The 24519-nt window shown below is 65.4% G+C and carries 26 protein-coding genes; 7 read left to right on the top strand and 19 right to left on the bottom strand.

Annotated features, from left to right (window positions below; all coding sequences use genetic code 11):
• Positions 1–25 precede the first annotated feature (25 nt).
• Entirely contained in the window at positions 26–301 is a 276-nt protein-coding gene (locus ACFO0G_RS11495) for a hypothetical protein (protein ID WP_376977716.1), read from the top strand.
• Positions 302–366: 65 nt separating this feature from the next.
• Here the strand turns inward: ACFO0G_RS11495 and ACFO0G_RS11490 are convergent, their stop codons facing one another.
• From ACFO0G_RS11490 to ACFO0G_RS11460, 7 genes are all read right to left on the bottom strand, one after another.
• Positions 367–1176: an IclR family transcriptional regulator gene (locus ACFO0G_RS11490; protein WP_376977714.1), complete on the bottom strand. Its 810-nt coding sequence runs from the start codon at positions 1174–1176 to the stop codon at positions 367–369.
• Between the two features lie 84 nt (positions 1177–1260).
• Positions 1261–1599, bottom strand: a complete 339-nt coding sequence (gene uraH / locus ACFO0G_RS11485; protein WP_286399629.1) for a hydroxyisourate hydrolase — start codon at positions 1597–1599, stop codon at positions 1261–1263.
• The gene (uraD, locus tag ACFO0G_RS11480) at positions 1596–2093 is read right to left on the bottom strand and encodes a 2-oxo-4-hydroxy-4-carboxy-5-ureidoimidazoline decarboxylase (protein WP_376977711.1); all 498 of its coding nucleotides are present in this window, start codon (positions 2091–2093) and stop codon (positions 1596–1598) included. Before uraD ends, uraH begins: the two co-directional genes overlap by 4 nt.
• A 169-nt stretch (positions 2094–2262) precedes the next feature.
• Positions 2263–2688, bottom strand: a complete 426-nt coding sequence (locus tag ACFO0G_RS11475) for an ATP-binding protein (RefSeq protein ID WP_286399623.1) — start codon at positions 2686–2688, stop codon at positions 2263–2265.
• Positions 2681–3013, bottom strand: a complete 333-nt coding sequence (locus ACFO0G_RS11470; RefSeq protein ID WP_142132465.1) for an STAS domain-containing protein — start codon at positions 3011–3013, stop codon at positions 2681–2683. The genes ACFO0G_RS11475 and ACFO0G_RS11470 overlap by 8 nt, the downstream gene beginning before the upstream one ends.
• Positions 3013–4971, bottom strand: coding sequence for a glycosyltransferase family 2 protein (locus ACFO0G_RS11465; protein WP_376977708.1), 1959 nt, complete (start codon positions 4969–4971; stop codon positions 3013–3015). The genes ACFO0G_RS11470 and ACFO0G_RS11465 overlap by 1 nt, the downstream gene beginning before the upstream one ends.
• Positions 4968–6080: a PP2C family protein-serine/threonine phosphatase gene (locus tag ACFO0G_RS11460; RefSeq protein WP_286399616.1), complete on the bottom strand. Its 1113-nt coding sequence runs from the start codon at positions 6078–6080 to the stop codon at positions 4968–4970. The genes ACFO0G_RS11465 and ACFO0G_RS11460 overlap by 4 nt, the downstream gene beginning before the upstream one ends.
• Before the next feature lie 264 nt (positions 6081–6344).
• Here ACFO0G_RS11460 and ACFO0G_RS11455 point away from each other — a divergent pair, with 264 nt between their 5' ends.
• Entirely contained in the window at positions 6345–6626 is a 282-nt protein-coding gene (locus tag ACFO0G_RS11455) for a hypothetical protein (protein ID WP_376977706.1), read from the top strand.
• A gap of 193 nt (positions 6627–6819) precedes the next feature.
• Here ACFO0G_RS11455 and ACFO0G_RS11450 read toward each other — a convergent pair whose 3' ends face one another.
• Together ACFO0G_RS11450 and ACFO0G_RS11445 are read right to left on the bottom strand one after the other, a co-directional pair.
• Positions 6820–7392, bottom strand: coding sequence for a GNAT family N-acetyltransferase (locus ACFO0G_RS11450; protein WP_376977704.1), 573 nt, complete (start codon positions 7390–7392; stop codon positions 6820–6822).
• 9 nt (positions 7393–7401) lie between these two features.
• Positions 7402–7794, bottom strand: a complete 393-nt coding sequence (locus tag ACFO0G_RS11445) for a hypothetical protein (protein ID WP_286399608.1) — start codon at positions 7792–7794, stop codon at positions 7402–7404.
• Between the two features lie 94 nt (positions 7795–7888).
• Between ACFO0G_RS11445 and ACFO0G_RS11440 the strand changes: the two genes are divergently transcribed.
• Positions 7889–9277, top strand: a complete 1389-nt coding sequence (locus tag ACFO0G_RS11440; protein WP_286399606.1) for an MFS transporter — start codon at positions 7889–7891, stop codon at positions 9275–9277.
• Between the two features lie 65 nt (positions 9278–9342).
• Here ACFO0G_RS11440 and bcp read toward each other — a convergent pair whose 3' ends face one another.
• The 7 genes from bcp to ACFO0G_RS11405 all read right to left on the bottom strand — a co-directional run bounded on the left by bcp (position 9343) and on the right by ACFO0G_RS11405 (position 16728).
• The gene (bcp, locus tag ACFO0G_RS11435; RefSeq protein WP_286399603.1) at positions 9343–9822 is read right to left on the bottom strand and encodes a thioredoxin-dependent thiol peroxidase; all 480 of its coding nucleotides are present in this window, start codon (positions 9820–9822) and stop codon (positions 9343–9345) included.
• Positions 9823–9903: 81 nt separating this feature from the next.
• On the bottom strand, positions 9904–10560 hold the full coding sequence (locus tag ACFO0G_RS11430) for a winged helix-turn-helix domain-containing protein (RefSeq protein WP_286399600.1): 657 nt from the start codon (positions 10558–10560) through the stop codon (positions 9904–9906).
• Positions 10561–10569: 9 nt separating this feature from the next.
• Positions 10570–11913 carry an allantoinase AllB gene (gene allB, locus ACFO0G_RS11425; protein WP_286399598.1) on the bottom strand — a complete coding sequence of 448 codons (1344 nt, stop codon included), beginning with the start codon at positions 11911–11913 and terminating at the stop codon, positions 10570–10572.
• On the bottom strand, positions 11906–13099 hold the full coding sequence (locus ACFO0G_RS11420) for a glycerate kinase (RefSeq protein ID WP_376977701.1): 1194 nt from the start codon (positions 13097–13099) through the stop codon (positions 11906–11908). Before ACFO0G_RS11420 ends, allB begins: the two co-directional genes overlap by 8 nt.
• Positions 13100–13101: 2 nt before the next feature.
• Complete coding sequence (gcl, locus tag ACFO0G_RS11415) at positions 13102–14892, bottom strand: glyoxylate carboligase (RefSeq protein WP_376977700.1); 1791 nt, start codon at positions 14890–14892, stop codon at positions 13102–13104.
• A 113-nt stretch (positions 14893–15005) separates the two neighbouring features.
• On the bottom strand, positions 15006–15884 hold the full coding sequence (locus ACFO0G_RS11410) for a 2-hydroxy-3-oxopropionate reductase (protein ID WP_286399589.1): 879 nt from the start codon (positions 15882–15884) through the stop codon (positions 15006–15008).
• A 43-nt stretch (positions 15885–15927) separates the two neighbouring features.
• Positions 15928–16728 carry a hydroxypyruvate isomerase family protein gene (locus ACFO0G_RS11405; protein ID WP_376977698.1) on the bottom strand — a complete coding sequence of 267 codons (801 nt, stop codon included), beginning with the start codon at positions 16726–16728 and terminating at the stop codon, positions 15928–15930.
• Between the two features lie 484 nt (positions 16729–17212).
• Here ACFO0G_RS11405 and rsgA point away from each other — a divergent pair, with 484 nt between their 5' ends.
• Complete coding sequence (gene rsgA / locus ACFO0G_RS11400; RefSeq protein WP_286399583.1) at positions 17213–18091, top strand: ribosome small subunit-dependent GTPase A; 879 nt, start codon at positions 17213–17215, stop codon at positions 18089–18091.
• A 5-nt stretch (positions 18092–18096) separates the two neighbouring features.
• Here the strand turns inward: rsgA and ACFO0G_RS11395 are convergent, their stop codons facing one another.
• Genes ACFO0G_RS11395 through ACFO0G_RS11385 form a run of 3 tightly spaced genes read right to left on the bottom strand, consistent with a single transcriptional unit; the run spans position 18097 to position 21114 of the window.
• On the bottom strand, positions 18097–19335 hold the full coding sequence (locus ACFO0G_RS11395; RefSeq protein WP_286399579.1) for an MFS transporter: 1239 nt from the start codon (positions 19333–19335) through the stop codon (positions 18097–18099).
• A gap of 11 nt (positions 19336–19346) precedes the next feature.
• The gene (locus ACFO0G_RS11390; protein WP_376977695.1) at positions 19347–20345 is read right to left on the bottom strand and encodes a JmjC domain-containing protein; all 999 of its coding nucleotides are present in this window, start codon (positions 20343–20345) and stop codon (positions 19347–19349) included.
• Entirely contained in the window at positions 20326–21114 is a 789-nt protein-coding gene (locus ACFO0G_RS11385) for a hypothetical protein (protein WP_376977693.1), read from the bottom strand. The genes ACFO0G_RS11390 and ACFO0G_RS11385 overlap by 20 nt, the downstream gene beginning before the upstream one ends.
• Positions 21115–21648: 534 nt before the next feature.
• Here ACFO0G_RS11385 and ACFO0G_RS11380 point away from each other — a divergent pair.
• From ACFO0G_RS11380 to ACFO0G_RS11370, 3 genes are all read left to right on the top strand, one after another.
• Positions 21649–22479, top strand: coding sequence for a hypothetical protein (locus ACFO0G_RS11380; protein ID WP_286399570.1), 831 nt, complete (start codon positions 21649–21651; stop codon positions 22477–22479).
• An 81-nt stretch (positions 22480–22560) separates the two neighbouring features.
• Complete coding sequence (locus ACFO0G_RS11375; protein WP_376977691.1) at positions 22561–23622, top strand: LacI family DNA-binding transcriptional regulator; 1062 nt, start codon at positions 22561–22563, stop codon at positions 23620–23622.
• A gap of 100 nt (positions 23623–23722) precedes the next feature.
• Complete coding sequence (locus ACFO0G_RS11370) at positions 23723–24466, top strand: MBL fold metallo-hydrolase (protein ID WP_376977689.1); 744 nt, start codon at positions 23723–23725, stop codon at positions 24464–24466.
• Positions 24467–24519 lie beyond the last annotated feature (53 nt).

The following is a 24519-nucleotide window of genomic DNA, read 5'->3' as shown; positions in this document are numbered from 1 at the left end:
AAGGTGCCGGTGATCGGAGTGAGCAGTGAACTTCCAGGCAACCCTTGAACCCCCAGGTGATGTCAACGACCTCGGACAAGATGGCCAGGGCGGCGGCACATTGAAAAAGGCCCTCGGCCTCCGTGCCGACTGGGCGCGCCTGCCCGGCCGCAGCGTCGAAGTGTGGCTGCACGGGGAGTACGTGGCTTGCGGGGTGGTGGACCAGGCTGCGGAGGACGGCTCGGTGCTCTGGATAGCGGCGGAGGGCATCAGTACCCGGCGTATCTTCGACAAGTCCTCCGGCTACCAGATCTGGGTTTAGCTCTCCCCTGCGCCGGCGTTGCTGCAGGTCCTAAGGCGGTCCGTCGGCTCCGGCATCGTTTTCTGTTAACGCCTGTGGTAGCCCATGTTGGCGCTGACTTTGAGCCCCGCTTCCTTGAGGGTTTCGAGCAGTCCCGGGATCTTCTCGGGGGCGAACCGGAAAGCCGGGCCGGAGATGCTGAGGGCGCCGATCACGATGCCCTGGTGGTTGTAGACGGGAACGGCCACGGCATTCAGGCCGATTTCGAACTCCTCCCGCACCACCGCGTAGCCCTTCGCCGCAACCTCAAGCAGTTGGGCGTCCAGCTCCTTGCGGGAAGTGATGGTGCGCGCGGTGCGGGCAGTCAGGCCTGTCTCCTTCAGGATCCGGTCCCGGTCGTCCGCCTCCAGCGCCGCCAGCAGCACCTTTCCGCTGGACGTGGCATGCAGCGGCGTCAGGCTTCCCACCCAGTCATAGGTGGCCAGGGTGGAGGGGCCCATGGCCTGGTCCACGTTCACCGCGTAGTTTGAGCGCAGGACGGCAAGGTTGACCGTTTCCTTGAATTCCTCGGCAAGGCTTTCCAGGACAGGACGTGCCTCGTGGACCAGGCTTAGCCGGCCGGGAATGGAACTGGCCAGCCTCAGGATGCCAAAACCGAGCTGGTACTTGCCGCGCTCGCTGTTTTGGTGGACCATCTCGCGGGTGACCAGCGAACCCATCAGCCGGGACACCGTGGATTTGTGGATGCCCATCTCTTCGGCAATCTCGCTTACGCCGGCATGGCCCTCCCGGGCCAGGATCTCCAGGACGGTCAGCGCACGCTCCACGGACTGGACCCCGCCGGACTGGCCGCCTTCGGCGTCGGTATCGGATTCGGGTTCATTTTTAGGAGCCATACTTCCTGATCCTATGCCGGGAATTGTGACGGCCGTGACATCAGGCGGTGCCGGTCGATGCCCTGGAGGCCCCGAAGCGGTCGGTTAGCTCCCCCGGTAGGTGGAGTACGCGAACGGGCTGAGGAGCAGGGGGACGTGGTAATGCTCGGGGCCGGTGACCTCGAAAACCAGGTCCACTTCCGGGAAGAACGTCTGCGTCTGCAGGTCCGCGTAGTACTTGCCCGTGGCGAAGTTCAGCTTGTAGTGCCCGGGTTCCAGCTGCTCCGGCCCCAGGTCCTTCGCGCGGCCGTCCGCGTCGGTGCTGGACGCTGCCAGCTCGCGCCAGGTGCCGCCGTCGTTCTTTGAAAGGACGACGGCGACACCCGCCGCCGGGCGCCCCGCGCCGGTGTCAAGGATGTGGGTGGTGACGTGGGAAACGCTCATTCGCTGATCAGTCCTTCGAGCCGCAGTACGGCGATTTCGCGCAGCTGCTGCGCCACAATGGTGTCTTCTTCTTCGGGGGAGTTGGTGAGCCGCTGGTTCAGCGCCGCCAGGATTTCCGGTGCGGTACGTCCGGCGGCCCGGATCAGGAAGACGCGGCCGAACTTCTCCTCGTACTCCCGGTTCCCGCGGGCCAGGGCCTCTGCGGCCCCGGCATCTGCAGGGTCGACGCCGGCCTGCTCGGAACGGGACATCGACGCTTCGGTGCTGGCGGCCGTCGGGCGCTCTCCGATTCGGGGATGGTGCGCCATGGCGGCTTCGACCTCGGCGGGGGTGAAGGGGTTGGCGGCCCGGGCGGCGAACTCAAGGAGCTCGTCCCGGCCGGCGAAGGGGCGTGCCCCGGCCACAGCCTCCACCCAGCGGCTGATGTCGATGCACGGCCGGAGCGTGGCCTGGGCCGCGGTGGGATCCGCGCTGTTGAATTCGGCAAGCTTCATGCTGGTCGTAATCCTTGGTGTCATGCTGGCATCCATGGTGACGGCTATGCGGATGCCGGACTGCCCGGCGCCTGCAGCGAGCAAGCTTCCGCATCATGGAACTGTTATTTCAGCATACGTAATATTCAAGATCAGCTGCGGTGCCCTGTCAAGCGGTGACGGTGACGACTCAGTCTTCCGACGACGTCCTGGAAAGCACCCACGTGTTGGTTCCGTCCTGGCGCTCAAACGTCACCGTGGTCACCAGCGCCTCGATCAGGGCCAGGCCGCGTCCGGACTCGGCGTCGTCCCCGGGAATGGAGGCCTCCATGGGGCCGAACGGCGGCTTGGCGTAATAGGCGCTGACCCGCGCCTGCAGCAGGGCAGGCTGCACCGTGGTCTCCACACCCAGCTCCACCTCGCGGTCCCCGGCCGGCTGCGCATGCTGGACGATGTTGGACGCGGACTCGATGACGGCCGTCGTGAACGTCATCTGGTCCATGTCATTCACGAACGGGACGTCCAGCCAGAGGCTGTCGAGGTCGTTGTGGACCGCCTCGATGGCGTCCTCCGCAGCTGGTCCGCGGAAGCTGCGTGAAGCAAGCACCTCAGTCATTGCTGAACGCCTCCTCGGCCGTGGGGTAGGCGGTGAGGACCTTGTCCATGCTGGTCAGCTTCAGGACCATGTTCACCTGCGGCTGCACGGCGGCGATGCGCAGGTCACCGCCGGCCTGGCGGGCGGCCTTGAGGCAGCCGATCAGCGCGCCCAGGCCGGAGGAGTCCATGAAAGCCGTGTGCTCCAGGTTGACCACGATCCGGTTGGATCCGCCGGCGATGACGTCGGTGACGAACTCGCGCAGCTTGGGCGCGGAGACCATGTTGAGCCGCCCGTCCGCCTTGACCTCCGCGTACGAATCTTTGACCTCGTAACTGAACTCCATCAGGATTCCTCTCTGTTTGCAGGTTCTGCGGCCGGCTCGTACCCCTTGTAGAGCACGGCGCGGACCAGGATGCTCATGACCACCAGGTCAAAGACCACCCAGACAACGTTGACCAAGGTGCCCAACGGCTCGGCCAGTCCGGTGGCCAGGCGGATGATTCCGACGACGGTGGCCACGGCCAGCAGGACGGACACCACGATCTGGGGCCGGATGAGGCTCCAGCTGGGTCCGCCGCTTTGGCGTGCCTTGGGGGTGACTGCAAACCCAAGGGGACGGCCGAACCAGACGTTGCGGGCCGCCGTCGTGCATGCCTTGATCCAGGTGGGGAACAGCGCAAGGCTGTACTGCTGCCCGCGCCAGGTGGGGATGCCCCGGCCGGCCACGGCGAACAGGAGCTGGTTGACCACCATGAACGGGATAAACCGGATGAAGAAGTCCCAGCTCAGGCTGCTGACGGGAAGGATGCCCAGCAGCAGGTAGATGATGGGGGCAGCGAAGTAGATGACCGCCGCGAATCCGCTGAGGTAGGTCCACATGGTGGCGAAGTACATCAGGCGCTGGCCCAGCTTGAGGCCCTTCTGCACCAGGGGGTTCTCCCGCAGGAGCACCTGGATGGTGCCCTGGGCCCAGCGGAGGCGCTGGGTGAGCATGGTCTTCAGGTCCTCCGGGGCCAGCCCGTAGGCCAGGATCTCGTGGTGGTAGACGCTCTCCCAGCCCATGGCGTGCATGCGCATGGCGGTGGCCATGTCCTCGGTGACGGAAATGGTGGCCAGCGGCATGACCGGCTGGGCCTCGTTGCTGCGCTCCACGGTCAGCGCGTCAAGGACGGCCTGGACGGACTCCAGGGCGCCCAGCGGGGACCAATCACGGGCGGACATGCGCTGGACGGCGTCGTCCGCCACCACCGGGACGCCGGACTCGCCCACGTGGGCCAGTTCCATGGCGGCAATTTCCTCGAGGTCAGCCTGCAGGGCTGCGACGTCGGCCTGGACCAGGGTCTGGACGGCGGCGTCCACCCGGCGGCGGACCCGGTAGGTCACCTCGCTAAGGGGCCGGCCGGCGTCCACTTCCTCCTGGGCTTCGCGGGTGGCAGCCTCCACCTCGTCCAGGACCTCCGCCACCAGGGGCGACTCCATGTCCGTCGACTTCCGGGCCTGCTTAATGGCTGCCCGGGAGGCGGCCAGTGCACGGCGGATGCTCTTCTCGGTTTCCTTGACGTAGCCCACCAGGCCCAGCTGCATCAGGGCCTCGCGGCGCAGAATGGCGTTGGAGCCGCAGAAGAAGGCGGCGTTCCAGCCGTCTTTGCCCTGCTGGATGGGGCCGTAGAACAGCGGTGCCTGGCTGCCGAGCGGATCGGAGGCGGGGACGTTGCTGAAGTACTGGGGCGTCTGGACCAGGGCAACGCGGCGGTTGTTGAAGTAGCCCAGGGTCTTTTCCAGGATGTCCGGCTCCGGGATCTGGTCCGCGTCCAGGATCAACAGGAACTCGCCGTGGGTCACCATGAGGGCGTTGTTGAGGTTGCCGGCCTTGGCGTGCCGGGGGAGGTCCTTGGTCCAGTCCTCGCTGCGCGTGACGTACCCCAGGCCGTGCTGTTCGCACAGGGCCCTGAGCTCGGGCCGGGCACCGTCGTCCAGGATCCAGGTGCTGTGCGGGTGCCGGATCTTCTGCGCCGCCCGCGCGGTGGTGAGGACCATGTCCAGGTCCTCGTTGTAGGTGGTTATGAAGACGTCCACGGTGGCGTCGGACGGCGGCTCCGGAGCGCCCTTGCGGATCTTCAGCTTCCATACCGTCATGCCGAAGAGCATGACGTCGATCAGGCTGTAGGTTTCGGCCACCACCAGGGGGAGCGCGATCCACCAGGCATCCCAGTTGAGGGACGCCGCCCACCGCCAAGCGATGTAGTTCAGGCCGGTCAGGACGGTGAGGACCACCACCACGCGGGTCCAGAAGCGGGTCATGCTGCCACCTCCAGGGGGAGCCGGCGGACCACAACCACAGTGACGTCGTCTTCGGCGGTTTCCGCCGGTGCGAGCGCCATGATGGAGTTGCTGGCCTCATTGGCCGACCCTGCAGACTGCGTTGCCAACTGCACGGCGTCCGTGAAGTCCTCCACCGAGTCAAACACGTCCAGCACGCCGTCGCTGACCACCACCAAGGAATCGCCCGGCGCAAGCTCCAGCTCTGCCTGCGGCCACTGCGTTCCGGGCCAGGCACCCACCGGAGGTCCTCCCGTGGGGAGCCTGTCCGCGGGACCTGCCGGCTGGACGTGCAGCGCAAGTCCGTGACCGGCGTCGACATAGCTGACCTTGCCGGACGCTGCATCAAGCCGGGCGTGGAACAAGGTGACGAAGGAGTTGGAGGAGTCCAGGTCGCTGGCGATCGCCTTGCTGGCGGAAGCGAACCCTGCGTCCAGGTCCTGCCGCAGGCCGGTGGAGCGCATCACTGCGCGGACCGTGGCCGCGATCAGCGCCGCGCCCATTCCCTTGCCCATGGCATCGGCGAACGTCAGGTGGAGCCCGTCCGGCGTCTGGTACCAGTCATAAAAGTCCCCGCCCACGCTGCGGGACGGGCGGAAAAGGCCGGCAACGTCGTAGCCGTCCACCCGGATATCCTCCTTGGGCAGCAGGCTTTGCTGCACCTCCGTGGCGCGCTCCAGCTCGCTGCGTGCGGCGGAGGCCGCTGCCGGGGACGGCCGGCGGCGGAACAGGGCGTTGATCCGTGACTGCAGTTCCCGGGGGCTGAACGGCTTGCTGATGTATTCGTCGGCGCCATTGTCCAGGCCGGTGAGCTTATCCAGTTCGTCCGCGCGGGCAGTGAGCATCACGATGAACGCGTCCGAGAATTCGCGCAGGAGCTTGCACACCTCCAGCCCGTCGAGGTCCGGCAGGTTGAGGTCCAGCGTCACCAGGTCCGGTTTTGTGCGGCGGACTTCCTCCACTCCGGGCAGCCCGGCGCCGGCCTGGGTGACGTCGAAGCCCTGCTTGACCAGGACGCGGACCAAGAGTCCGCGGATGTCCGGATCATCTTCGATGACCACCGCACGGCGGGATTCGGAGGGAGAGACCATAGCTCTACTTCTACCGTATTAAGGCGCATGGGGCATGTCTTATGCTTCACAGTTTCCGGTGACTTGCCTGACAGCGGCGTCATCGCCGCATCCCCGCCCTTGTTGCCGGTGGGGCACTCAGCAGATCTTGCGGGAATCTTGGCATCTGCTTGCCGGGACGTTGAGGTCCAGCGGTCACACTCGAAGGGACCAGCAGCTTCCACAACAGCGCACGACGACGAACCGCACGGAGGCTGTACGGCTTGCGGAAGGCGGGGAAGCCAAATGGAACAGATGAAGAGGAAGGGAGCGGACAAAGCCAAAGCATTGCTTCGCCTCTACTTCCACTCACGCAAAGTACGGGCTGCTGCCAGGGATCTGGAGCACGCGCTCGCCGAATCCCGGGAAGTATCCAGCTGGCCGGGGGACCGGCTGCAGGTGGGGGAGGACATGTCCAGGCAGGTGGAAAGGCTTACCCACCGGCTCAAGCTGGAGACCGAGACGCACCACAGGCTTGAGGCCCTTTTAAAGACTGCGGGTGGAGGGCATTCCTTCGCAGCCCTGTAGGTGCCACACTTAGCAGCAATCGATTGGCTGGGGGATAGTCAGGAGATTGCTGTGAGTTTGTTGCTGGGCTGGTCGTACCTGATGGCGGGACTCATGACCATGGACGCGATGCTGCTTGCGTTGTGGGCCATGGAAGTTGATTGGGGCAAGTACTGGCGGCGGAAATAGGTCCGGGCACCTTTGAAGCCCGCGCCTACGCCAACTCCACCCGCATCAGGACCCGGGGGAACCCGTTGAGCACCGAGGTGGTGTCCGCGGCTTTGGTGAAGCCGGCGTCCTCGAACAGCTTGCGGGTGCCCACGTAGGCCATGGTGAGGTCCACTTTGCTGCCGGCGTTGTCCACCGGATAGCCCTCGACTACGGGCGCCCCGTAGGCCCGTGCCATCTCGACGGCGCCGGCCAGGAGATGGTGCGAGATTCCCTTCCCGCGGTGGCCGGGGCGTACCCGGAGGCACCAGACCGACCAGGCGTCCCGGGCATCGACGTGCGGGATTTTTCGGTTGCGGGCGAAACTGGTGTCCGCCCGCGGGTGGACGGCTGCCCACCCAACCGGCTCGCGGCCGTCGTACGCCAAAACTCCGGGCGGTGGGTCCTGGGCAACCACCTGCCTGACCAGTTCTCCGCGCTCTTCGCCCCGCAGGGCAACGTTCTCTTTGGAAGGGATCCGGTAGCTCAGGCACCAGCAGACCGTGGCATCAGGCCGTTTGGGCCCCACCAGTGCCTTTACGTCCTCGAAGTTCGTCGCCGGGCGCACCTCAATCGCCATGCGGCCATCCTAGTCTTCCGGCATCCTGCCGATGCTCCATGCCGCCACCCTGCGGACATCCACCCTGGTTGCCTGGAGCGGCACCCTGACACCTCCGGAAAGCAGGACGGGTCCCAGGAAATGGATGTACCGTGGCTGGTCTGCCGTACTGGCTGCATCCGCCCCGGCTTCCCAGGAATCGAGGATCCCGGCGATGGCCCAGCTGCCGATCCGTACCTGGTCATTCTGCCGCTGGGTCCACGCATGCTCCGACACCACCGATCCCGAAATGACGGCACCGTCAACCACCACGGTGAGTTCCAAGGTGGCGTCGGGGCCTGTTCCAAAGACCGAGTCCAGCAGCAGACGGAGGCGTGCATCCGTCCCGTCTTCCGGCGGTTCCTTCTCCGTCACATTGTCCATGCCGGTCCTTTCCTCAATGGGTTGGGAGTTGAACGCCTGACCAGCCTAGTTTCCACCCTGTTGGCTCCTGTTGCCCCTCACTACACTGGGACGCATGACCCAGCAGGAACCGGGCAATGCCGCTGCGGATACCGATGCCGTCGGCACCTCACCGCGAACCCCGGCCCAGCGTTCCCGCACCTTTGCCGGAATCCTGGTCAACACCGCCCTGGCGAACATCACCACCAGCTACCTGTGGTTCGCCCTGACTTTCTGGCTCTACCTGGAGACGCGCAACGTGATCGCCACCGGCGTGGTGGGCGGTGCGTACATGCTGCTGATTGCGCTGTCCAGCATCAGCTTCGGCACTTTAGTGGACCGTTACCGCAAGCTGGCAGTGATGCGATTCGCCGCCGGATTCACCCTGGTGATGTTCGTGCTGTCCGGGGTGATGTTCCTGCTGACGCCTGCGGCATCGTTGCTGGATCTGGGGCAGCCGTGGTTCTGGGTGTTCACCCTGATCATCCTGATTGGCGCCGTGGTGGAAAACCTGCGGAACATCGCCTTGTCCACCACCGTCACCATCCTCATCGAACCGGAACGCCGCGCCAACGCCAACGGCCTGGTGGGAATGGTGCAGGGGCTGATGTTCATCGTCACCTCCCTGCTCTCCGGACTGTCCGTCGGACTGCTGGGCATGGGCTGGACCATCGCCGTGGCGCTGGTGCTCACGGCGCTGGCCGCGGCGCACCTGTTGACCCTGCGGATGCCCGAGGAGGTGCGGGCAGCGGCGACGGACGCCCACGGTGGGTTCGACCTGCGCGGCTCTTTCGCGGCGGTGCTGGCCATTTCGGGGCTGTTCGCGCTGATCGTGTTTTCCACGTTCAACAATTTCATCGGCGGTGTCTATATGGCCCTGATGGACCCGTACGGGCTGGAGATGTTTTCGGTGGAGATGTGGGGCGCCGTTTTTGCTGTTGGTTCCACGGGATTCATCATCGGCGGTGCGCTGATCGGCAGGTTCGGGCTCGGGGACAACCCGTTGCGCACCCTGCTGGCGGCGGTGGCGGTCATGGGTGTGCTCGGTGCGGTCTTCACGCTGCGGGAGTGGGCGTGGCTCTACATCCTGGGTATCTGGCTGTACCTGCTGCTGGTCCCGTTCGTGGAGGCGGCCGAGCAGACCGTCATCCAGCGGGTGGTGCCGCTGGAACGGCAGGGCCGCGTCTTTGGCTTCGCCATGGCATTCGAATCCGCTGCGGCACCGGTGACAGCGTTCGTCATCGCACCCATTGCCCAGTTTTGGATCATCCCTTACGCACGGTCGGCGGACGGCGCCACCGCCCTGGCGCCGCTGCTGGGTGAGGGCACCTCCCGCGGGATCGCCCTGGTGTTCCTGGTGGCCGGCATCATCATGATCGCGGCAGCGCTGCTGGCATTCTTCACCCCGGTCTACCGCCGGGTGTCGGCCTCGTACGCGCAGGTTGCGGCACAGACCGCAGGTTAAATGCCGGACGCCCCAGCACTGTGTGCCGGGGCGTCCGGAAAAAGCTGCAGGAAGTGACGGCGGGCTTAGACTCCCAGGGCTTCCTTGAGGCGGGCGACGTGGCCGTCGGCCTGGACCTGGTACTGGGCCAGGGTGACGTTGCCTGCGGGGTCCACCACAACCGTGGAGCGGACAATCCCTTCGTGGATTTCGCCGTTGACCAGCTTTTCGCCCCAGGCGCCGTAGGCCAGGGCAATCGTGTGGTCGGGGTCGGAGAGCAGCGGGAAGGTCAGGGAGAAGTCGCCGCTGAAGCCGGCCAGGGCTTCCTGGGCGTCGGGGGAGATGCCGACAACTTCGTAGCCCTTGCCCTGGAGGGAGGCAAGGCTGTCGCGGAAGTCGCAGGCTTCGGTGGTGCAACCGGGGGTTGCGGCCTTGGGGTAGAAGTACACGATGACGTTCTTGCCACGGTAATCGGCCAAGGAGGTTTCCCGGCCCTGGGCGTCCCGGAGGGTGAAATCAGGAGCCGGGGTGCCGGGCTGAAGCTTGGTGGTCAGGGTGGGGCTCATGGCGTTCCTTTGTAAGACTCGGTCAGTGATGGCCAAACATCAAGTGAAGCGGGTTGCCGCTTACTGATACAAACCAGCGCGTCATATGCAGTATTCCGCAGGACCCCGAACCGCCGCGTGGGGGCCGGGAACAAACTGGTATCCGCCGCCGCGTACGGTAGCTACGGCATGGCGGGCGTTGCCCAGTTTTTTGCGGATCCTGCCCACGTACACGTCGATGGAGCGGGCGGTGGCGCCGGGGAAATCCAGCGATTCCAGGAACTCCTGCAGCTCCTCGCGGCCCACCGTGCGGGACAGGTGGGTCACCAGGTACCGGAGCACCTTGTACTCGACGCCGGTCAGCGCCACCGGGCGGCCGTCCAGCAGGACGGTGTCGGCGGCAAGGTCCACGGCGACGCGGCTGACGGGGCCGGCCGACGGCGGCAGGCGGGTGCCGCCGTCGGCATCAGTTGCGTCGGGGTTCTCCGCCGCGGAGGAAGCGCGGGAGGAGTCATCTTTTGCTTCCTCCGCGGCGGACGTGGGGGCTCCGGCGGCAGGCCAATGGACTTCCGCCTCCGGAGCAGTTTCGAGGGCCCTTGCAAGGACCATTTGGGCGGCGTGCTGCAGGAGTTCCGGGGTGGTTCCTTCGGCAGGAACCACCCACACGGCCAGCCCGTGGGCCGTGGCCCGCCTGGCTGGAGGCCGGTGCGGAACCTGGTATGGGGCCGCCGTCCGTGGATGATGGGCTTCCACTGCCATGGCGCGCCCTTATACGCCGCCGCGGCGGATCAGCTTGCCCGTAGGGGTCTGGCCGTCCACTACGGCGCCGCGGAGGTAGGTCTTGCGCACCACGCCTGACAGCGCTTTGCCGTCGTAGGGGGTGATGGGGTTCTTGTGCTTGAGCTTGGAGACGTCCACCACGAAGGCCTCGTCCGGCGCGAAGATGGAGAAGTCGGCGTCGTAGCCCAGCGCCAGCTGTCCCTTGTTGGTGAGCCGGGCCAGGTTGGCGGGCTTCTCTGCCATCCAGGACACCACCTGTTCCAGCGGGATGCCGCGGTGGCGGGCTTCGGTCCAGATCAGGGACAGGCCCAGCTGCAGTGACGAGACGCCGCCCCAGGCCACGGCGAAGTCGCCGTTTTCCAAGTCCTTGAGATCCAAGGTGGAGGGGGAGTGGTCCGAAACGATGCAGTCGATGGTGCCGTCCTGCAGGCCCTGCCACAGCAGCTCGCGGTTGGACGCTTCGCGGATGGGCGGGCAGCACTTGTAGGCGGTGGCACCGTCCGGGATTTCCTCCGCCATCAGCGTGAGGTAGTGCGGGCAGGTTTCCACGGTGAGCTTCACGCCGTCACGCTTGGCGGAGGCAATCATGGGCAGGGCGTCCGACGACGACAGGTGCAGGATGTGCGCACGCGCACCGGTCCAGCGGGCCCGTTCGATGACCTCGGCGATAGCCTTGTTCTCGGCGCCGCGGGGGCGGGAGGCCAGGAAGGTTTCGTAGTGGTCCCCGCCCGGGTGGGGTGCGCGGTCGATGGCGTGGGAGTCCTCGGCGTGGACGATCATGAGCGAGTCGAAGGCCTTCAGCTCGGCCATGTCCTCTTCCATCTCATCCGCGTCCAGGTGCGGGAACTCGTCCACGCCGGAGTGCAGCAGGAAGCACTTGAATCCGAACACGCCTTCGTCGTGCAGGGGACGCAGGTCTGCCTTGTTGCCCGGGATGGCGCCGCCCCAGAAGCCGACGTCGATGAAGGCCTGGTCCTCGGCTACCTCGCGCTTGAGCTTGAGGTTCTCCACCGTGGTGGTGGGCGGGACGGAGTTCAGCGGCATGTCGATGATGGTGGTCACGCCGCCGGCCGCGGCTGCGCGGGTGGCGGAGGCGAAGCCCTCCCACTCAGTGCGGCCGGGTTCGTTGACGTGGACGTGGGTGTCCACCAGGCCGGGGAGCAGGGTTTCATCGTCGGCCAGATCGATGACTTCGGCGCCGGCCAGGCCGTTGCCCAGCGGTTCGATGGCCACGATCCTGCCGTTGCGGACACCTACCTCGCGCGGCGCGATGCCGGCGGTGGTCAGGATGCGCTGGCCCCGGATGACGAGGTCAAAACGTTCTTCAGACACGGAGGTCCTCCTTGGTACTTGCGGCGGCGGGCCTGTTGGCCGCCAGCCCCGCACTGATTTGGGTGCCCAGCTGCTCCAGCAGCGGCCCGGCCTCTGCTATGCACCTGTTTACATCGGTTTCGAGCGCCGTCAAAGCGTAGACGTCCTCGAATCCGGCGGCCGCCGCCTGTCCCTGGTCCAGGGTGGTCCGGCCGCAGACGGCGATAACCGGAACGCCCTGCGCCGCGGCCGCGCGGGCAACACCCATGGGGGTTTTGCCCAGCAGGCTTTGTTCGTCCAGGCTGCCTTCTCCGGTGATCACCAGGTCGGCGCCGCTCAGGCGGTCCGCCAGTCCGGTGAATTCGAGGACGACGTCGATGCCCGGCCGCCGCGTTGCGGCCAGTGCGGCGATGGCGGCGTAGCCCACGCCGCCGGCTGCCCCGGCTCCGGGAGCCTCGGCAGCCTTGACGGCGCGGAATCCGATTTCCCTGGCCAGGACTTCGACAAACCTGGCCAGGGCGGCGTCGAGCATGCCGACGTCTTGGGGTGTGGCGCCCTTCTGTGGACCGAACACCGCCGCGGCGCCCTGGGCGCCCAGCAGCGGGTTGTCCACATCGGATGCCAGCACAAACCGGGTGTCCACCAGGCGGGGTTCGAAATCGGTGAAGTCGATGCTGTGCAGGTTTGCCAGCGCAGCCCCGCCCGGTGGGAGTTCGTTGTTCCTGTTGTCCAGGAACCTGGCGCCGAGCCCCTGCAGGAGCCCCGCACCGCCGTCGGTATTGGCACTGCCGCCCACGCCGAGCACGATCCTCCGGCAGCCGGCGTCGAGCGCTGCGCGGATGAGCTGGCCGGTGCCCAGGCTGCTGGCCGTGGTGGCCTCGGCCGGGGTGGGCCGTCCGCCCTTCTGGACACTTGGCACCAGGGCGAGCCCGGAGGCGGCGGCCATTTCGATGACGGCCTCGTGCCCGCGGACTGCGAAGTCCGCTTCCACCGGCTGCCCGATGGGGCCGCTCACCGTTGCCGTGCGGCGGGTGAAACCGGAGCCGACGGCGGCATCGAGGGTGCCCTCGCCGCCGTCGGCCACCGGAATCCGGACGACGTCAAGATTGCCGCCCGCGCCGCGCTGCAGGCCCTTTTCCAGGTGGCTGCACACCTCCGGGGCGGACAGCGATCCCTTGAACTTGTCCGGGGCGATAACCACGCGCATGGTTATGCCTGCAGGGCCAGGATGGCGGTGGGGGCGTCGGCAACGGTTTCGGCCAGTTCCTCGAACTCGTTCACGGCGTTGATTTCCACGCCCATGGAGATGTTGGTGACCTTTTCCAGGATCACTTCCACCACCACGGGAACCTGGAACTCACCCATCAGCGCCTTGGCCTTGTCGAACGCGGCGGCCAGGTCGCTGGGGTCCTCGACGCGCACGGCCTTGCAGCCCAGGCCCTCGGCCACCTTCAGGTGGTCAACGCCGTAGCCGCGGGTGTCCTCCGACAGGTGCGCGCTGTTGATGTTCTCGAACGCCAGGGACACGTTCTGTTCCATGTTGAAGCCGCGCTGGGACTGGCGGATCAGGCCCAGGTAGGAGTTGTTCACCACCACGTGGATGTAGGGCAGGTTGAACTGCGCGCCCACGGCCAGTTCCTCAATCATGAACTGGAAGTCGTAGTCGCCGGAGAGGGCCACCACGGTCTGGCCCGGATTGGAACGGGCGACGCCGAGCGCGGCCGGAGCGGTCCAGCCCAGGGGACCTGCCTGGCCGGCGTTGATCCACTTGCGGGGGCCGAACACGTGCAGCATCTGTGCGCCGGCGATCTGGGACAGTCCGATGGTGGACACGTAGGTGGTGTCGCGGCCGAAGGACTTGTTCATCTCCTCGTACACGCGCTGCGGCTTGATGGGGATGTTCTCGAAGTGCGTCTTGCGGTGCAGGGAGGCCTTGCGGTCCGCGCACTCGGCAACCCAGGCCCTGTAGTCCGGCAGGGACCCTGCCGCCTTGCGCTCCTTGGCGAGCTCCACCAGCCCTGCCAGCGCCGCACCGGCGTCGGACGCGATGCCCAGGTCCGGCGAGAACACGCGGCCGATCTGCGTGGGCTCGATGTCGATGTGCACGAACTTGCGGCCGGCCGTGTAGGTCTCCAGGCCGCCGGTGTGGCGGTTGGCCCAGCGGTTGCCGATGCCGATCACGAAGTCGCTCTGCAGGTAGTTCTCGTTGCCGTAGCGGTGCGAGGTCTGCAGGCCCACCATGCCGGCCATCAGCTGGTGGTCGTCCGGGATGGTGCCCCAGCCCATCAGGGTGGGGATGACCGGAACGTTGAGGGTCTCGGCCAGCTCCACCAGTTGCGCGGAGGCGCCTGCGTTGATGATGCCGCCGCCGGCCACGATCAGCGGGTGCTTGGCGGCGAGCAGCATGTCCAGGGCCTTCTCCAGCTGCTTGCGCGAAGCCTTGGGCTTCTCGACGGGGAGTGGCTCGTAGGTGTCGATGTCGAATTCGATTTCTGCCATCTGCACGTCGATGGGCAGGTCCAGCAGCACGGGGCCGGGGCGGCCGGAGCGCATCAGCTGGAAGGCCTTCTGGAAGGCGCCGGGAACCTGGCCGGGCTCCAGGATGGTCATGGCCATCTTGGTGACGGGCTTGGCGATGGACTCGATGTCCACGGCCTGGAAGTCTTCCTTGTGCAGCTTGGCCACGGGGGCCTGGCCGGTGATGCAGAGCATGGGGATGGAATCGGCCCACGCCGCGTAGAGGCCGGTGATCATGTCGGTGCCGGCGGGGCCGGAGGTGCCGATGCAGATGCCGATGTTGCCGTCCTTGGCGCGGGAGAAGCCGTCGGCCATGTGGCTGGCGCCTTCAACGTGGCGGGCCAGGGTGTGGCGGATGCCGCCGTGGGCGCGCATTGCGGAGTAGAAGGGGTTGATGGCAGCGCCTGGCAGGCCGAACGCCTCGATGGCGCCTTCCTTTTCCAGGATGGCCACCGCTGCATCAACGGTACGCATCTTGCTCATGGGGTGCTCCTTGAAAGCTTGAAAGTCTGTTTTTGGGTGTGGTGATGGAACCGCCGTCGTAATTCACGACGGCGGGTTCCCTGCTGTGTGTCTTAGGCGGCTGTGTGCCTGCCCTATTTCCTGCCGCTGAGCTGCAGGACCTGCTTGAAGAGTCCGGAGTGGTCCAGTGCGCCGTCACCCTGGTTGACGGTGGCGGCGACGAGCTGGGCGACGACGGCGCCGAGCGGGATGGCGACGTTTGCTTCGCGGGCGGCGGAGGTAACGATGCCCAGGTCCTTGTGGTGCAGGGCCAGGCGGAAGCCGGGGTCGAAGTTGCGGTCCAGCATCTTCTGGCCCTTCTGTTCCAGGACCTTGGAGCCGGCCAGGCCACCGCCGAGGACCTTGAGGGCGGCGTCGGTGTCCACGCCGTAGGCCTCGAGGAAGGCGACGGCTTCGCCGAGGACCTCGATGTTGACGGCGACGATCAGCTGGTTGGCAGCCTTGACCGTCTGGCCGGAGCCGGAGGGACCAACGTGGACGATGGTCTTGCCGACGGCGTTCAGGACGTCCTGGGCGTCGTCGAAGTCTGCCTTGTCGCCGCCGACCATGATGGACAGGACGGCGTCAATGGCACCCTGTTCGCCGCCGGATACCGGGGCGTCGAGGGGGCGGATGCCGGCTTCGCGGGCTTCTTCCGAGAGGCGGACCGCCACGTCGGGGCGGATGCTGGAGGCATCGATCCACAGGGTCCCCTGCTTGGCGTTGGCGAAGACGCCGTCCTTGCCGCTGACTACGCCCTCAACGTCGGGGGAGTCCGGCACCATGGTGATGACCATGTCGGCATCCTTGACCGCGTCAGCGATACTCGCGGCACCCTTGCCGCCTTCGGAGACCAGCTTGTCGATCTTGTCCTGGCTGCGGTTGAAGCCGGTGACGGTGTGGCCGGCCTTGACCAGGTTGATGGCCATGGGCAGGCCCATGATTCCGAGTCCGATAACTGCAACGTTGCTCATGATGGTTCTCTTTCTGAAGTCTGTATGTGTTCGGCGGGAGGGGTCAGTTGGAAACGCGCTCGCGGATGGCCCAGCTGAAGGCCGTTTCCTGCGGTTCCTTGTACTCGAGGCCGATGTAGCCTTCGTAGCCGAGTTCGCGGCTGCGGGCGATCCATTCGCCGAGGGGGAGGGTGCCGGTGCCGGGTGCGCCGCGGCCGGGGTTGTCGGCGATCTGGATGTGGCCGAAGTCCTTGGCGTGGTTTTCGATGACGGCCTGGACGTCGTCGCCGTTGACTGCCAGGTGGTAGAAGTCGGCGAGGAGCTTGATGTTGTCGACGCCGGATTCCGCCTTGACGCGGGCGATGACCTTGAGTGCGTCGTCGGCGGTGAGGAGCGGGTACTTGGGTGCGCCGCTCACCGGCTCGAGGAGGACGGTGCCGCCGATGCGGGCGACGCCTTCGGCTGCTGCCGCCAGGTTCTTGACGGCCAGTTCGTCCTGCTCTTCGGGGGTGAACTCGTCCTGCCGGTTGCCGTAAAGGGCGTTGAAGGCCTTGCAGCACAGGCGCTCACCGATGCCGGCTACGACGTCGATGTTGTCCTTGAACTCCGAGCAGCGTCCCTTCCAGGAGACCAGGCCGCGGTCGCCGCCGGGCATGTTTCCGGCGTTGAAGTTCAGGCCTGTCAGCTGGACGCCGGCGTCCGTGATGGCGTTCTCGAACTTGGTGATCTCGCTGTCCGCCGGGACGGACGTCTCGAAGGGCCACCAGAACTCAACAGCATCGAAGCCTGCTGCCTTTGCGGCGGCGGGGCGCTCGAGCAGGGGCAGCTCCGTGAGGAGGATGGAGCAGTTCACTGTGTACGTCATCGTAGGTCCTTCCGAGGGAGGGGCTTTGATCTATCTTCCCGCGCTTCCGGCATCCTTACCTTTTCCGCTTTGTGGAATTTAGATTCTGCTTTATGAAAAGTGTAGGTAAGGTGGGGCAGGGTAGTCAAGGGGAGCCGGCGCAAGCTCCGCGGCAACCATCCCGCATTTGTCGCTTCCGGGGGGAGGACGCCAACGCCCAGTTGTTGAAGCAAGGATTCCGGACCATGCCGATAGGATTGGGTCTACGTCCGAAGGCTGGGGCCCGTCTGCGGTCTGCCGGCCCCGCTGAAAGGCCGAAGGAAGACGCGTGCCGGAAGACCTCCCCCAACATCCTCAGCCCTCGCATGGACATCAGCATGAACGCCTTGGCTGGACGCCTGGCGACGACACCTCATTCGCCCTGGCGCATGAAGGTGCCCGGATCGCCCGGGTGGTTATTGTCCATGGGGGATATGCAGACGTGATGTTACTTGTGGACGGGTATATGGCCAGTGAGACTGTTACGTTCAGTTCCGCCTTGGACGTAACTCCTGTAGCCGGAGACTGGGCGGCGGTCCGGGACGGAAAAATCCTGGGTTTGGCCGGGCGCAGGACTGCGGTGGAACGCCCCGATCCGGACGGCAACCGGACGCAAGTACTGGCGGCCAACATCGACGTTGTGCTGATAGTTGTTGCCGCCGTTCCGCGGCCCAGCCTCAGGGCCGTGGAACGCATGCAGGTCATGGCATGGGACTCGGGTGCAACACCGGTATTAGTTGTGACGAAGGCTGACTTATGCGCGGACCCCGAGGAACTACTGGACTATGTGGCGCCGGTCAGCGCTGGAATCGAGGTAGTCCTTAGCAGCATCGCCGATGGGCGCGGGTTGGACCACTTGCGTGGCCTGATACAGCATGGAACCACCACTATGCTCGGTGCTTCAGGGGCCGGGAAGACCTCGCTTCTCAACGCCCTCGACGGAGCTGACGCGGCGGTGGCAGCGGTCCGGCGCGATGGGCAAGGCCGCCACACCACCACCACGAGGCGCCTGTTCTTCATGTGGCCCAGCGGCGTCATGCTGGACATTCCCGGGATCCGGTCTTTGTCGCTGAAGGCTACCCAGGAAGGGATTGCGGATACGTTCGAGGACGTCGCAGGCGTTGCCCGGAACTGCCGGTTCGGGGACTGCACGCACGACGGAATCGCCGGATGCGCAGTTGCGGCTGCAGTCGCTGCCGGGGAGATTCCGGCGCGGCGGTTGGAGAGCTGGCTGGCAGTTCAGCGCGAGCTGTCCTTCCAGGAACGGCGGAACAACCCCGCGGCCATGGCCGAACAGCGGAAGCAGTGGAAACAGGCCACCAAAATGAGCAGGAAGCGTAGGTAGGCGGTTCACCCCGCGGGGACGGGATGAACCTCCTCGGCAGCTGGTTGCCGGGTAAAGACAATCAGCAGGCCCATTAGCGCCACAGTGCCCGCAACGGCGACCACAATGAACGGCGTGGATCCGGAAGCACCGGCAACACCGAAAAGCAACATGCCTGCGGGGACTCCCACGGTGTTGACGATCTGGTCACGCGCGGCAAATGCGTGGACTTCCAGCTCAGCCTCCAGGGACTGGCCCAACGTGTCCCATTGGATCCCGGATGCCGTAGTCAATGCAGCCCCAATGAACCCTGCGGCCCAAAGCAGCGCTGGAACAGGAACAAGCAGGAAGCAGAGCAGCTGGCCTGCGATACCCACGCAGCACAACAGGTGCAGGTACTTCCACGGTATTTCCCGCAGGACTCCGATCAAGGATGACGCAGAACCGACTAAAGACCCGGCGGCCATGAACGCCGCCGTAACGGCCCAGGTTGCCGGTGAGTTCTGCTCAATCACCAGTGTGGGACCGGCGGTTCCCAGAAATCCGATTGTCAAAGCCACGAACAGCCATGTCAGCAGCCCCATGTTGATCCCTGGTGGCAGGCTGGGACTGGACGGCTTGGCCGGGGACGGTACCTCTGAGGAAGTAGCCGGCACGCGGGAACCGGCGGACAGGCGTATGCCGGAGAGGACGGCGATGCCCAGTAGGAATCCGGCCGCGTCGATCAGCAGGATGGCTTCGAACCCCAAGGATAGGAAGATCAGCGAGCCCAAGAGCGGCCCGATGATGGCGAAGGCATCGCCGAGCACGGACAGCCAGGCGTTGACCTGGCCCCGGTGCTCAACCGGGATCAGGCGAGGAATTGCCGTGAACCGTGCTGGCTGGAAAAAGGCCAGGGCAGCACCGTAGATCCCGGATGAGATGGACAGGACGGTGATGGCCCCGCCCGGGCTTTCCCCGGTTCCCGTGATGAGCAGCCAGACCAGCAGGCCGGCCTGCGCGGCGAAGCGTACGAGGTCCGAGGAGATCATAACTCGCAGTGGATTGCGGGCGGGCCGGCTCCTCTGGACGATGAACATCCCGGCAAACCGGCCGGACCACAGCGCGAGCAACACAACAGTAAGTCCCCAGCCAGAGGGCTCGATCCGGTGGCTCTCAAGGGCGAAGGCAATGGGGACGAGGGCTCCGCCCAATCCTGAGACGAAGGTGGCAAAGAAGAGCCGGGGAAATCCGTGGACCCTGAACGGTTCGGCAGTCTGCAGCAACTTTGGCAGCATTACTGCGCCGGGTTGTGGAGAAGACCGTTCTTGAACCCGAAGGTCCAAAGATTCATGATGTCTTCAAGGCCGATGCCGGACCACTCTGCTGCCTGCGTCGGCGTTAGTTCAGGTTGCCTGGCCAGGTGGTGGAGGAGCGCTTCGAATTTTGCCGGGACGGCGAGTTTACCCGCGCCGGACCATACGTGGAGGGCTGCCGAATCTTCCGCTTTGTCAGGGACGTGGCTCACTGCTAGGCGTGCCGGGGTGTCCTCGCTGATGAGAGCGGTATTGATGGAGTAGGGGAGCCCCGATCCGCGGCGGCGGACGATCGATGATTCCGCGCTCTGCTCGGGAAGTTCCTGGAACTTCCGGCCGTCGAATGCTTCAAAGGCGATGGTGAGGTGCATGGAGATTTCACCGAGGCCGTGGACATCGTGCGGGGTTCCCTTGGGGTAAAAAGACACGGTCCCCGGCGAGTACACCGTGGCCTCGGGCGCGTGTACCGTCTCGGCAGAGTGGCGCCACTCCTTACTGCCGAACAATTGGACGATCACGAAGGCATGATCGTCCCGGTGCATGTCAAAAGCGGAGCTGGAGGCCTGGGTGATGTAGCACTGTACCCAGCACTTCGATCCGGTGAGGGCTTCAACCCGGTCCTGGATGGTCTGCGCAAACGGTACGTGGTCGTTCACATGGTCGAAAACCACCGTTGCGCCCCGCTCCAGATAATGGTGCAGGACCCGATCCTTGACGCTTACATGGTCAATCAGTCCATCACCGGTGCGGCTTTCAAGGAATTGGGCCGGATGAAGGTCTTTCCCTGCGTGGATGACGCGCACCGAGAACCGGGACGTGCCGACGTTGCCAAAGGCGTTGAAAAAGACGCCTGCGAGCCGCGAACATGTCTCCGGGGTGAGGGCCTGGCGCAGCGAGGTGTACGTGCCGCCATCGTGGACGAGGCCCAGGTCATCGAGGGCACCGAGGAGCTCATCTTTTTCACAAACTTGTTGGGACAATTGCTGCTCCGATCATAACGAGCTTGGCGGTAAGGGCGCGGATGGCAGGGCTTGAGCCGGGTCCGTAGGAGGCAATAATGCCCCCAATTGTCTGCGACTCGATAATTTTGTGTTCATGGGACGAAATTGCAACGAAATTGCCGTGAAAGTGTATTCCTGTACTGGAATGGCGTATTCCAGATTCCCTTGAAATGCTGATCGGCGGAGGAATTGGTGCGGTCATGATTTCCTCTACCAAAGCTGAATCGTGTTTGGGGGCCCACGCCTTACCGGCGGCCAGTTGGGATATAGGGGATCCAGCCCCTGTCCCGTTCTGCCCCTCGGCGCTGATGCCCAGGAACATGCCCGGTCCGTTGGCGTGGAAGATATGCGGTTGCCGGGACCGGATGACGGCGACCTCTCCAGGTCCGATCCGATTGCGTGTTGATTCACCGGCGTACTTCTTCCAATCGAAGGAGATACCGAAGAAGGACTGTGCCTCGTTCATTCTTTGTCCGTACTGCGCACCTTCAGGCCACGTCAGGACATCCCGTCCGGCTCCGTCGGCATCCAGGATGATGGAGTGCTCAAAGTCGACGTGGGCTCCGAAAGCTGTCCAGCCGGCGCCGGCAGAGATGAAGGCGTAGACGTCGGTAGCCTCAATATCACCGCCGGAAACTGTGGGCGGAAGCATCCGCTGGTCGTCAAGAAGGCACTGGCGGATGCCATCGTTCCACGCAGCAATGTCGTTGAGGGCAAGCACGGAGCCGCCGCCGGCAATCTCCCGCAACTGGTCCTGGGGCCTTCCGCCGTGCTGCCGCCACTTCATGGCGACGTCCGCGCAAGCGCGGTAATCAAGGTTGCCATCCTTGAACACACGGTACCGAGGTTCCGCTTTCCGGGAGGTCAGGGCGCGGTCGATCGCAGCCGTGAGTTCGTTTGTAAGACTCAATATTCCCCAAATAATTCTGTGCAGCCTGGTGGGTTCCGGACGTGGGCCCGGAACCCACCATTCGGTTAGTGGCCTACGTCCTGCCGAGGTGAGACGACGGGCGCTTCTTCGACAACAACCTCAAACAATGAATCAACGTCGCCTACAGTGGTTTCGTTTTCCATATTTCCCCCTTTTTTGGCAAATAACTTACCGGGGGAGACTACCGGCCTACTGGTGTAGTTTGTCAAGTTAATTGTTTTATTCTGTCAATAAACATCACCGAGCATTTGTCAAGTCAACTGGAGGGCCGCCGGAGGTGGGATGGCAGGCCGGGATTGGGGCGCCGGTCCCCGGTCCAATCCGGTTCCCCGGCGATAGACTGGACCAACTATGAACGGTGCCCGACTCCGTCTTCTCGCTTGGCTTCTTGGCCTGGTGACCGCGGCTGCCGCTTGCGCGCCGGCGGTCAGCCTGGATGAGGGCACCCCGGTTCCATCCGTGTCGGCTGCGCCGGCGCAGCCCGCCGTCGCCGAAGCTCTACCCGTCCCGCCGCCGGCAACGGCCACTACTTCGTCAACTGTCCCCGTCCCAGCGCAGGTTCCGGTCCCGGCGCCCGCGCCGGAGGCGTTCGCCCTGAACCTGTATCGCGAGGGGGACTTCGTTCCGCAGTACACCTTCGACTGGTGCGTGGCCGCGAGCATCCAGATGGCGCACAACCTGATTGACGACACCGGGGGCGGAACCTGGGCCGACCGTGCGCAGCAGAGTGAACTGTGGGAGATGGCCCGCGCCCGCTCGTCCGAATCGTTCAACGGTGCCAACCCGTTCGGCTGGGCGCAGGTGCTGACCCTGTCTGGAATGGGACCGTACGGCGTCGTCAGCGTTCCCGACTACCAGGAAGCGCTGCGGACGGCGGCGCGTGCCATCACCGAAACGGGTCGGCCCGTCGGCCTGGTGATGTGGAGCGGCCGGCACGCCTGGGTGATGAGCGGCTTCGAGTCGGTGGGCGACCCCCGCCAGTTTCCGGACTTCCAGGTAACCGGCATTCACGTCCTTGACCCGCTGTACCCCTACGGGAGCGGGCAGTGGGGGCCGTCGCCGGCACCCAATGCACTGCTGACGCCGGAGCAGTTGGCCACGCAGTTCGTGGTCCGCGAGCCGCGGCGGTGGAGCAGCTCCCTGCCTGCCGGTTATCTGTTGGTGCTGCCGCAGGCCGGCTGACCTGCGTGCATGCCTTGCCGGGCATCAGGCAACATCCGTTAGGGCCGATACCCTAGAGCCCAAAAGGTGGGTGGGAATCGGGTGAGCAACAGGACTATCGGCATCAAGGACGTGGCGGTGGCCGCCGGCGTGTCCGTCACCACGGTTTCCCATGTCCTGAACGATGTGCCCTACGCCAGGATCAGTCCGGAAACCCGCAGCAAAGTGCGGTCCGCGGCGGAGCAGCTGGGGTACGGGCCAAACCGTCTGGCCCAGGCCCTGCGTACCCGGCGGACCGGCATGCTGGGCCTGGTCTGCGAGGACATCGCCACCACGCCCCATGCAGGCAGGATCATCCTGGGTGCGGAGGAGGCCGCCAAAGCCAGGGGGTACAGCCTTCTGATCATCAACACGTCAGGTTCAGCCGGCCGTGCGTCCCGCCAGGCAGACTTCGGGGCCCTCCTGGACCGTCGCGTGGATGGCATCCTGTACGCCACCCTGCATCACCGAAAGGTGGAAGTCCCGGCCAGCCTGGGCAGTGTGCCGGCAGTCCTAATCGGCTCCGGGGCTGGGGAATCAAAAGTTCCAGCAGTGGTTCCGGATGAGGAAGGCGGCATGCGCGACGCCGTGAACGCCCTCCTTGACGCAGGCCACACCCGCCTTGGCCTCATCGACAACGCCGACGACGTTCCCTCATCCCGCCAACTGGTCCAGGCCTTCCGGGCGACGCTTGACGAAGCAGGGCTCGACGGCGGCGCGGCACCTGTGGAGTCAGGGGTCCCCAAGGCGCAGGGCGGCTACGAGGCAGCCCTGCGCATCCTCACGCCCAAGCACCCCGCCGACACGCCTACTGCACTGTTTTGCTGCAACGACCGCATGGCGATGGGCGCCTACCGCGCGGCTGCTCACTTGGGACTCTCCATTCCGGGTGACCTTTCCGTCATGGGCTTCGCCGACCAGGAGTTGATTGCGGACAGTCTCCACCCGGCCCTGACCACCGTGGAACTGCCGCACTACAGGATGGCTGCCTGGGCGGCCGGGCTCCTGATGGACGCCCTCGAAGGGAAGATCGACCTTTCCCGGATGGCAGCTGGGCCTTCCGTACTGGGCTGCACCCTGATGGTCCGCGATTCCGTCGCTGCCCCTGCCGGCCCAGCAACCTAGCTCCTCCGGTCCAGGGCCATGAACGCGTTCACGGCAATGCCGCCATCGGTTCCCCTGCCGTCGCAGCGTTAGGTACACGGTTCCTGGGTACCTTCCTTTCATGCTTATCCCCAACGTCGCAGACGGCGTCCACCTGATAACCCACGCCAACGTCAACTGCTACGTTGTCGAGGATGACCACGGCGTGACCCTGGTGGATGCAGGCCTGCCCAGCATGTGGCCCATGCTCACGCAGCTCCTGGAGGAACGGAACTGGCGCCCGCAGGACGTCAAGGCCCTGGTCCTCACCCACGGCCATTTCGACCATGTCGGTTTTGCGCTGCGGGCACACAGGCAATGGGGCATCCCGGTCCTGGTCCATCCGGAGGACGCCCGCCTGGCGGCCCACCCGTACCGCTACAAGCCGCAGCGCAACCGCTTCCTCTACCCCTTCACCCATCCCAAGTCGCTGCCGGCACTTAGCCGGATGGCGGCAGCAGGAGCCTTGACGGTGAAAGGCGTCCCCGACACCAAGCCGTTGGGCACCGGGGTGGCTGACGCTGTCACCGGGCGTCCCGACGTCGTCCATACTCCCGGGCACACCGACGGGCACTGCATCCTGCACTTGCCGGACCGGGGCGTCCTCCTCACCGGCGACGCCCTGGTGACACTCGACCCGTACACCGGCCAGTCCGGACCCCAGATCGTGGCATCCGCCGCCACTAAGGACACAGGCCAAGCGCTGGCCTCGCTGGAGGCCATTGCGGCCACGGGAGCAACCACGCTCTTGCCCGGCCATGGCATGCCCTGGAAAGAGGGTGCGGAAGCAGCGGTCCGTGAGGCACGGCGGATCGGCGCGCACTGACCGGAGGGCTCGAACAGGCATGAACCAAAGGTCCCCGGCGCCCATATGCGCCG

The organism is Arthrobacter sedimenti (assembly GCF_042652025.1).
Classification (GTDB): domain Bacteria; phylum Actinomycetota; class Actinomycetes; order Actinomycetales; family Micrococcaceae; genus Arthrobacter; species Arthrobacter sedimenti.
Note: the sequence above shows the minus strand (reverse complement) of the source record. Positions and strands in the feature narration are given on the sequence as shown.

Coding starts and splice junctions, on each gene's coding strand:
- ACFO0G_RS11490 (WP_376977714.1), bottom strand. CDS start 1,176: ATGGCTCCTAAAAATGAACCCGAATCCGATACCGACGCCGAAGGCGGC.
- uraH (WP_286399629.1), bottom strand. CDS start 1,599: ATGAGCGTTTCCCACGTCACCACCCACATCCTTGACACCGGCGCGGGG.
- uraD (WP_376977711.1), bottom strand. CDS start 2,093: ATGAAGCTTGCCGAATTCAACAGCGCGGATCCCACCGCGGCCCAGGCC.
- ACFO0G_RS11475 (WP_286399623.1), bottom strand. CDS start 2,688: ATGACTGAGGTGCTTGCTTCACGCAGCTTCCGCGGACCAGCTGCGGAG.
- ACFO0G_RS11470 (WP_142132465.1), bottom strand. CDS start 3,013: ATGGAGTTCAGTTACGAGGTCAAAGATTCGTACGCGGAGGTCAAGGCG.
- ACFO0G_RS11465 (WP_376977708.1), bottom strand. CDS start 4,971: ATGACCCGCTTCTGGACCCGCGTGGTGGTGGTCCTCACCGTCCTGACC.
- ACFO0G_RS11460 (WP_286399616.1), bottom strand. CDS start 6,080: ATGGTCTCTCCCTCCGAATCCCGCCGTGCGGTGGTCATCGAAGATGAT.
- ACFO0G_RS11455 (WP_376977706.1), top strand. CDS start 6,345: ATGGAACAGATGAAGAGGAAGGGAGCGGACAAAGCCAAAGCATTGCTT.
- ACFO0G_RS11450 (WP_376977704.1), bottom strand. CDS start 7,392: ATGGCGATTGAGGTGCGCCCGGCGACGAACTTCGAGGACGTAAAGGCA.
- ACFO0G_RS11445 (WP_286399608.1), bottom strand. CDS start 7,794: ATGGACAATGTGACGGAGAAGGAACCGCCGGAAGACGGGACGGATGCA.
- ACFO0G_RS11440 (WP_286399606.1), top strand. CDS start 7,889: ATGACCCAGCAGGAACCGGGCAATGCCGCTGCGGATACCGATGCCGTC.
- bcp (WP_286399603.1), bottom strand. CDS start 9,822: ATGAGCCCCACCCTGACCACCAAGCTTCAGCCCGGCACCCCGGCTCCT.
- ACFO0G_RS11430 (WP_286399600.1), bottom strand. CDS start 10,560: ATGGCAGTGGAAGCCCATCATCCACGGACGGCGGCCCCATACCAGGTT.
- ACFO0G_RS11420 (WP_376977701.1), bottom strand. CDS start 13,099: ATGCGCGTGGTTATCGCCCCGGACAAGTTCAAGGGATCGCTGTCCGCC.
- gcl (WP_376977700.1), bottom strand. CDS start 14,892: ATGAGCAAGATGCGTACCGTTGATGCAGCGGTGGCCATCCTGGAAAAG.
- ACFO0G_RS11410 (WP_286399589.1), bottom strand. CDS start 15,884: ATGAGCAACGTTGCAGTTATCGGACTCGGAATCATGGGCCTGCCCATG.
- ACFO0G_RS11405 (WP_376977698.1), bottom strand. CDS start 16,728: ATGACGTACACAGTGAACTGCTCCATCCTCCTCACGGAGCTGCCCCTG.
- rsgA (WP_286399583.1), top strand. CDS start 17,213: ATGGCCAGTGAGACTGTTACGTTCAGTTCCGCCTTGGACGTAACTCCT.
- ACFO0G_RS11380 (WP_286399570.1), top strand. CDS start 21,649: ATGAACGGTGCCCGACTCCGTCTTCTCGCTTGGCTTCTTGGCCTGGTG.
- ACFO0G_RS11370 (WP_376977689.1), top strand. CDS start 23,723: ATGCTTATCCCCAACGTCGCAGACGGCGTCCACCTGATAACCCACGCC.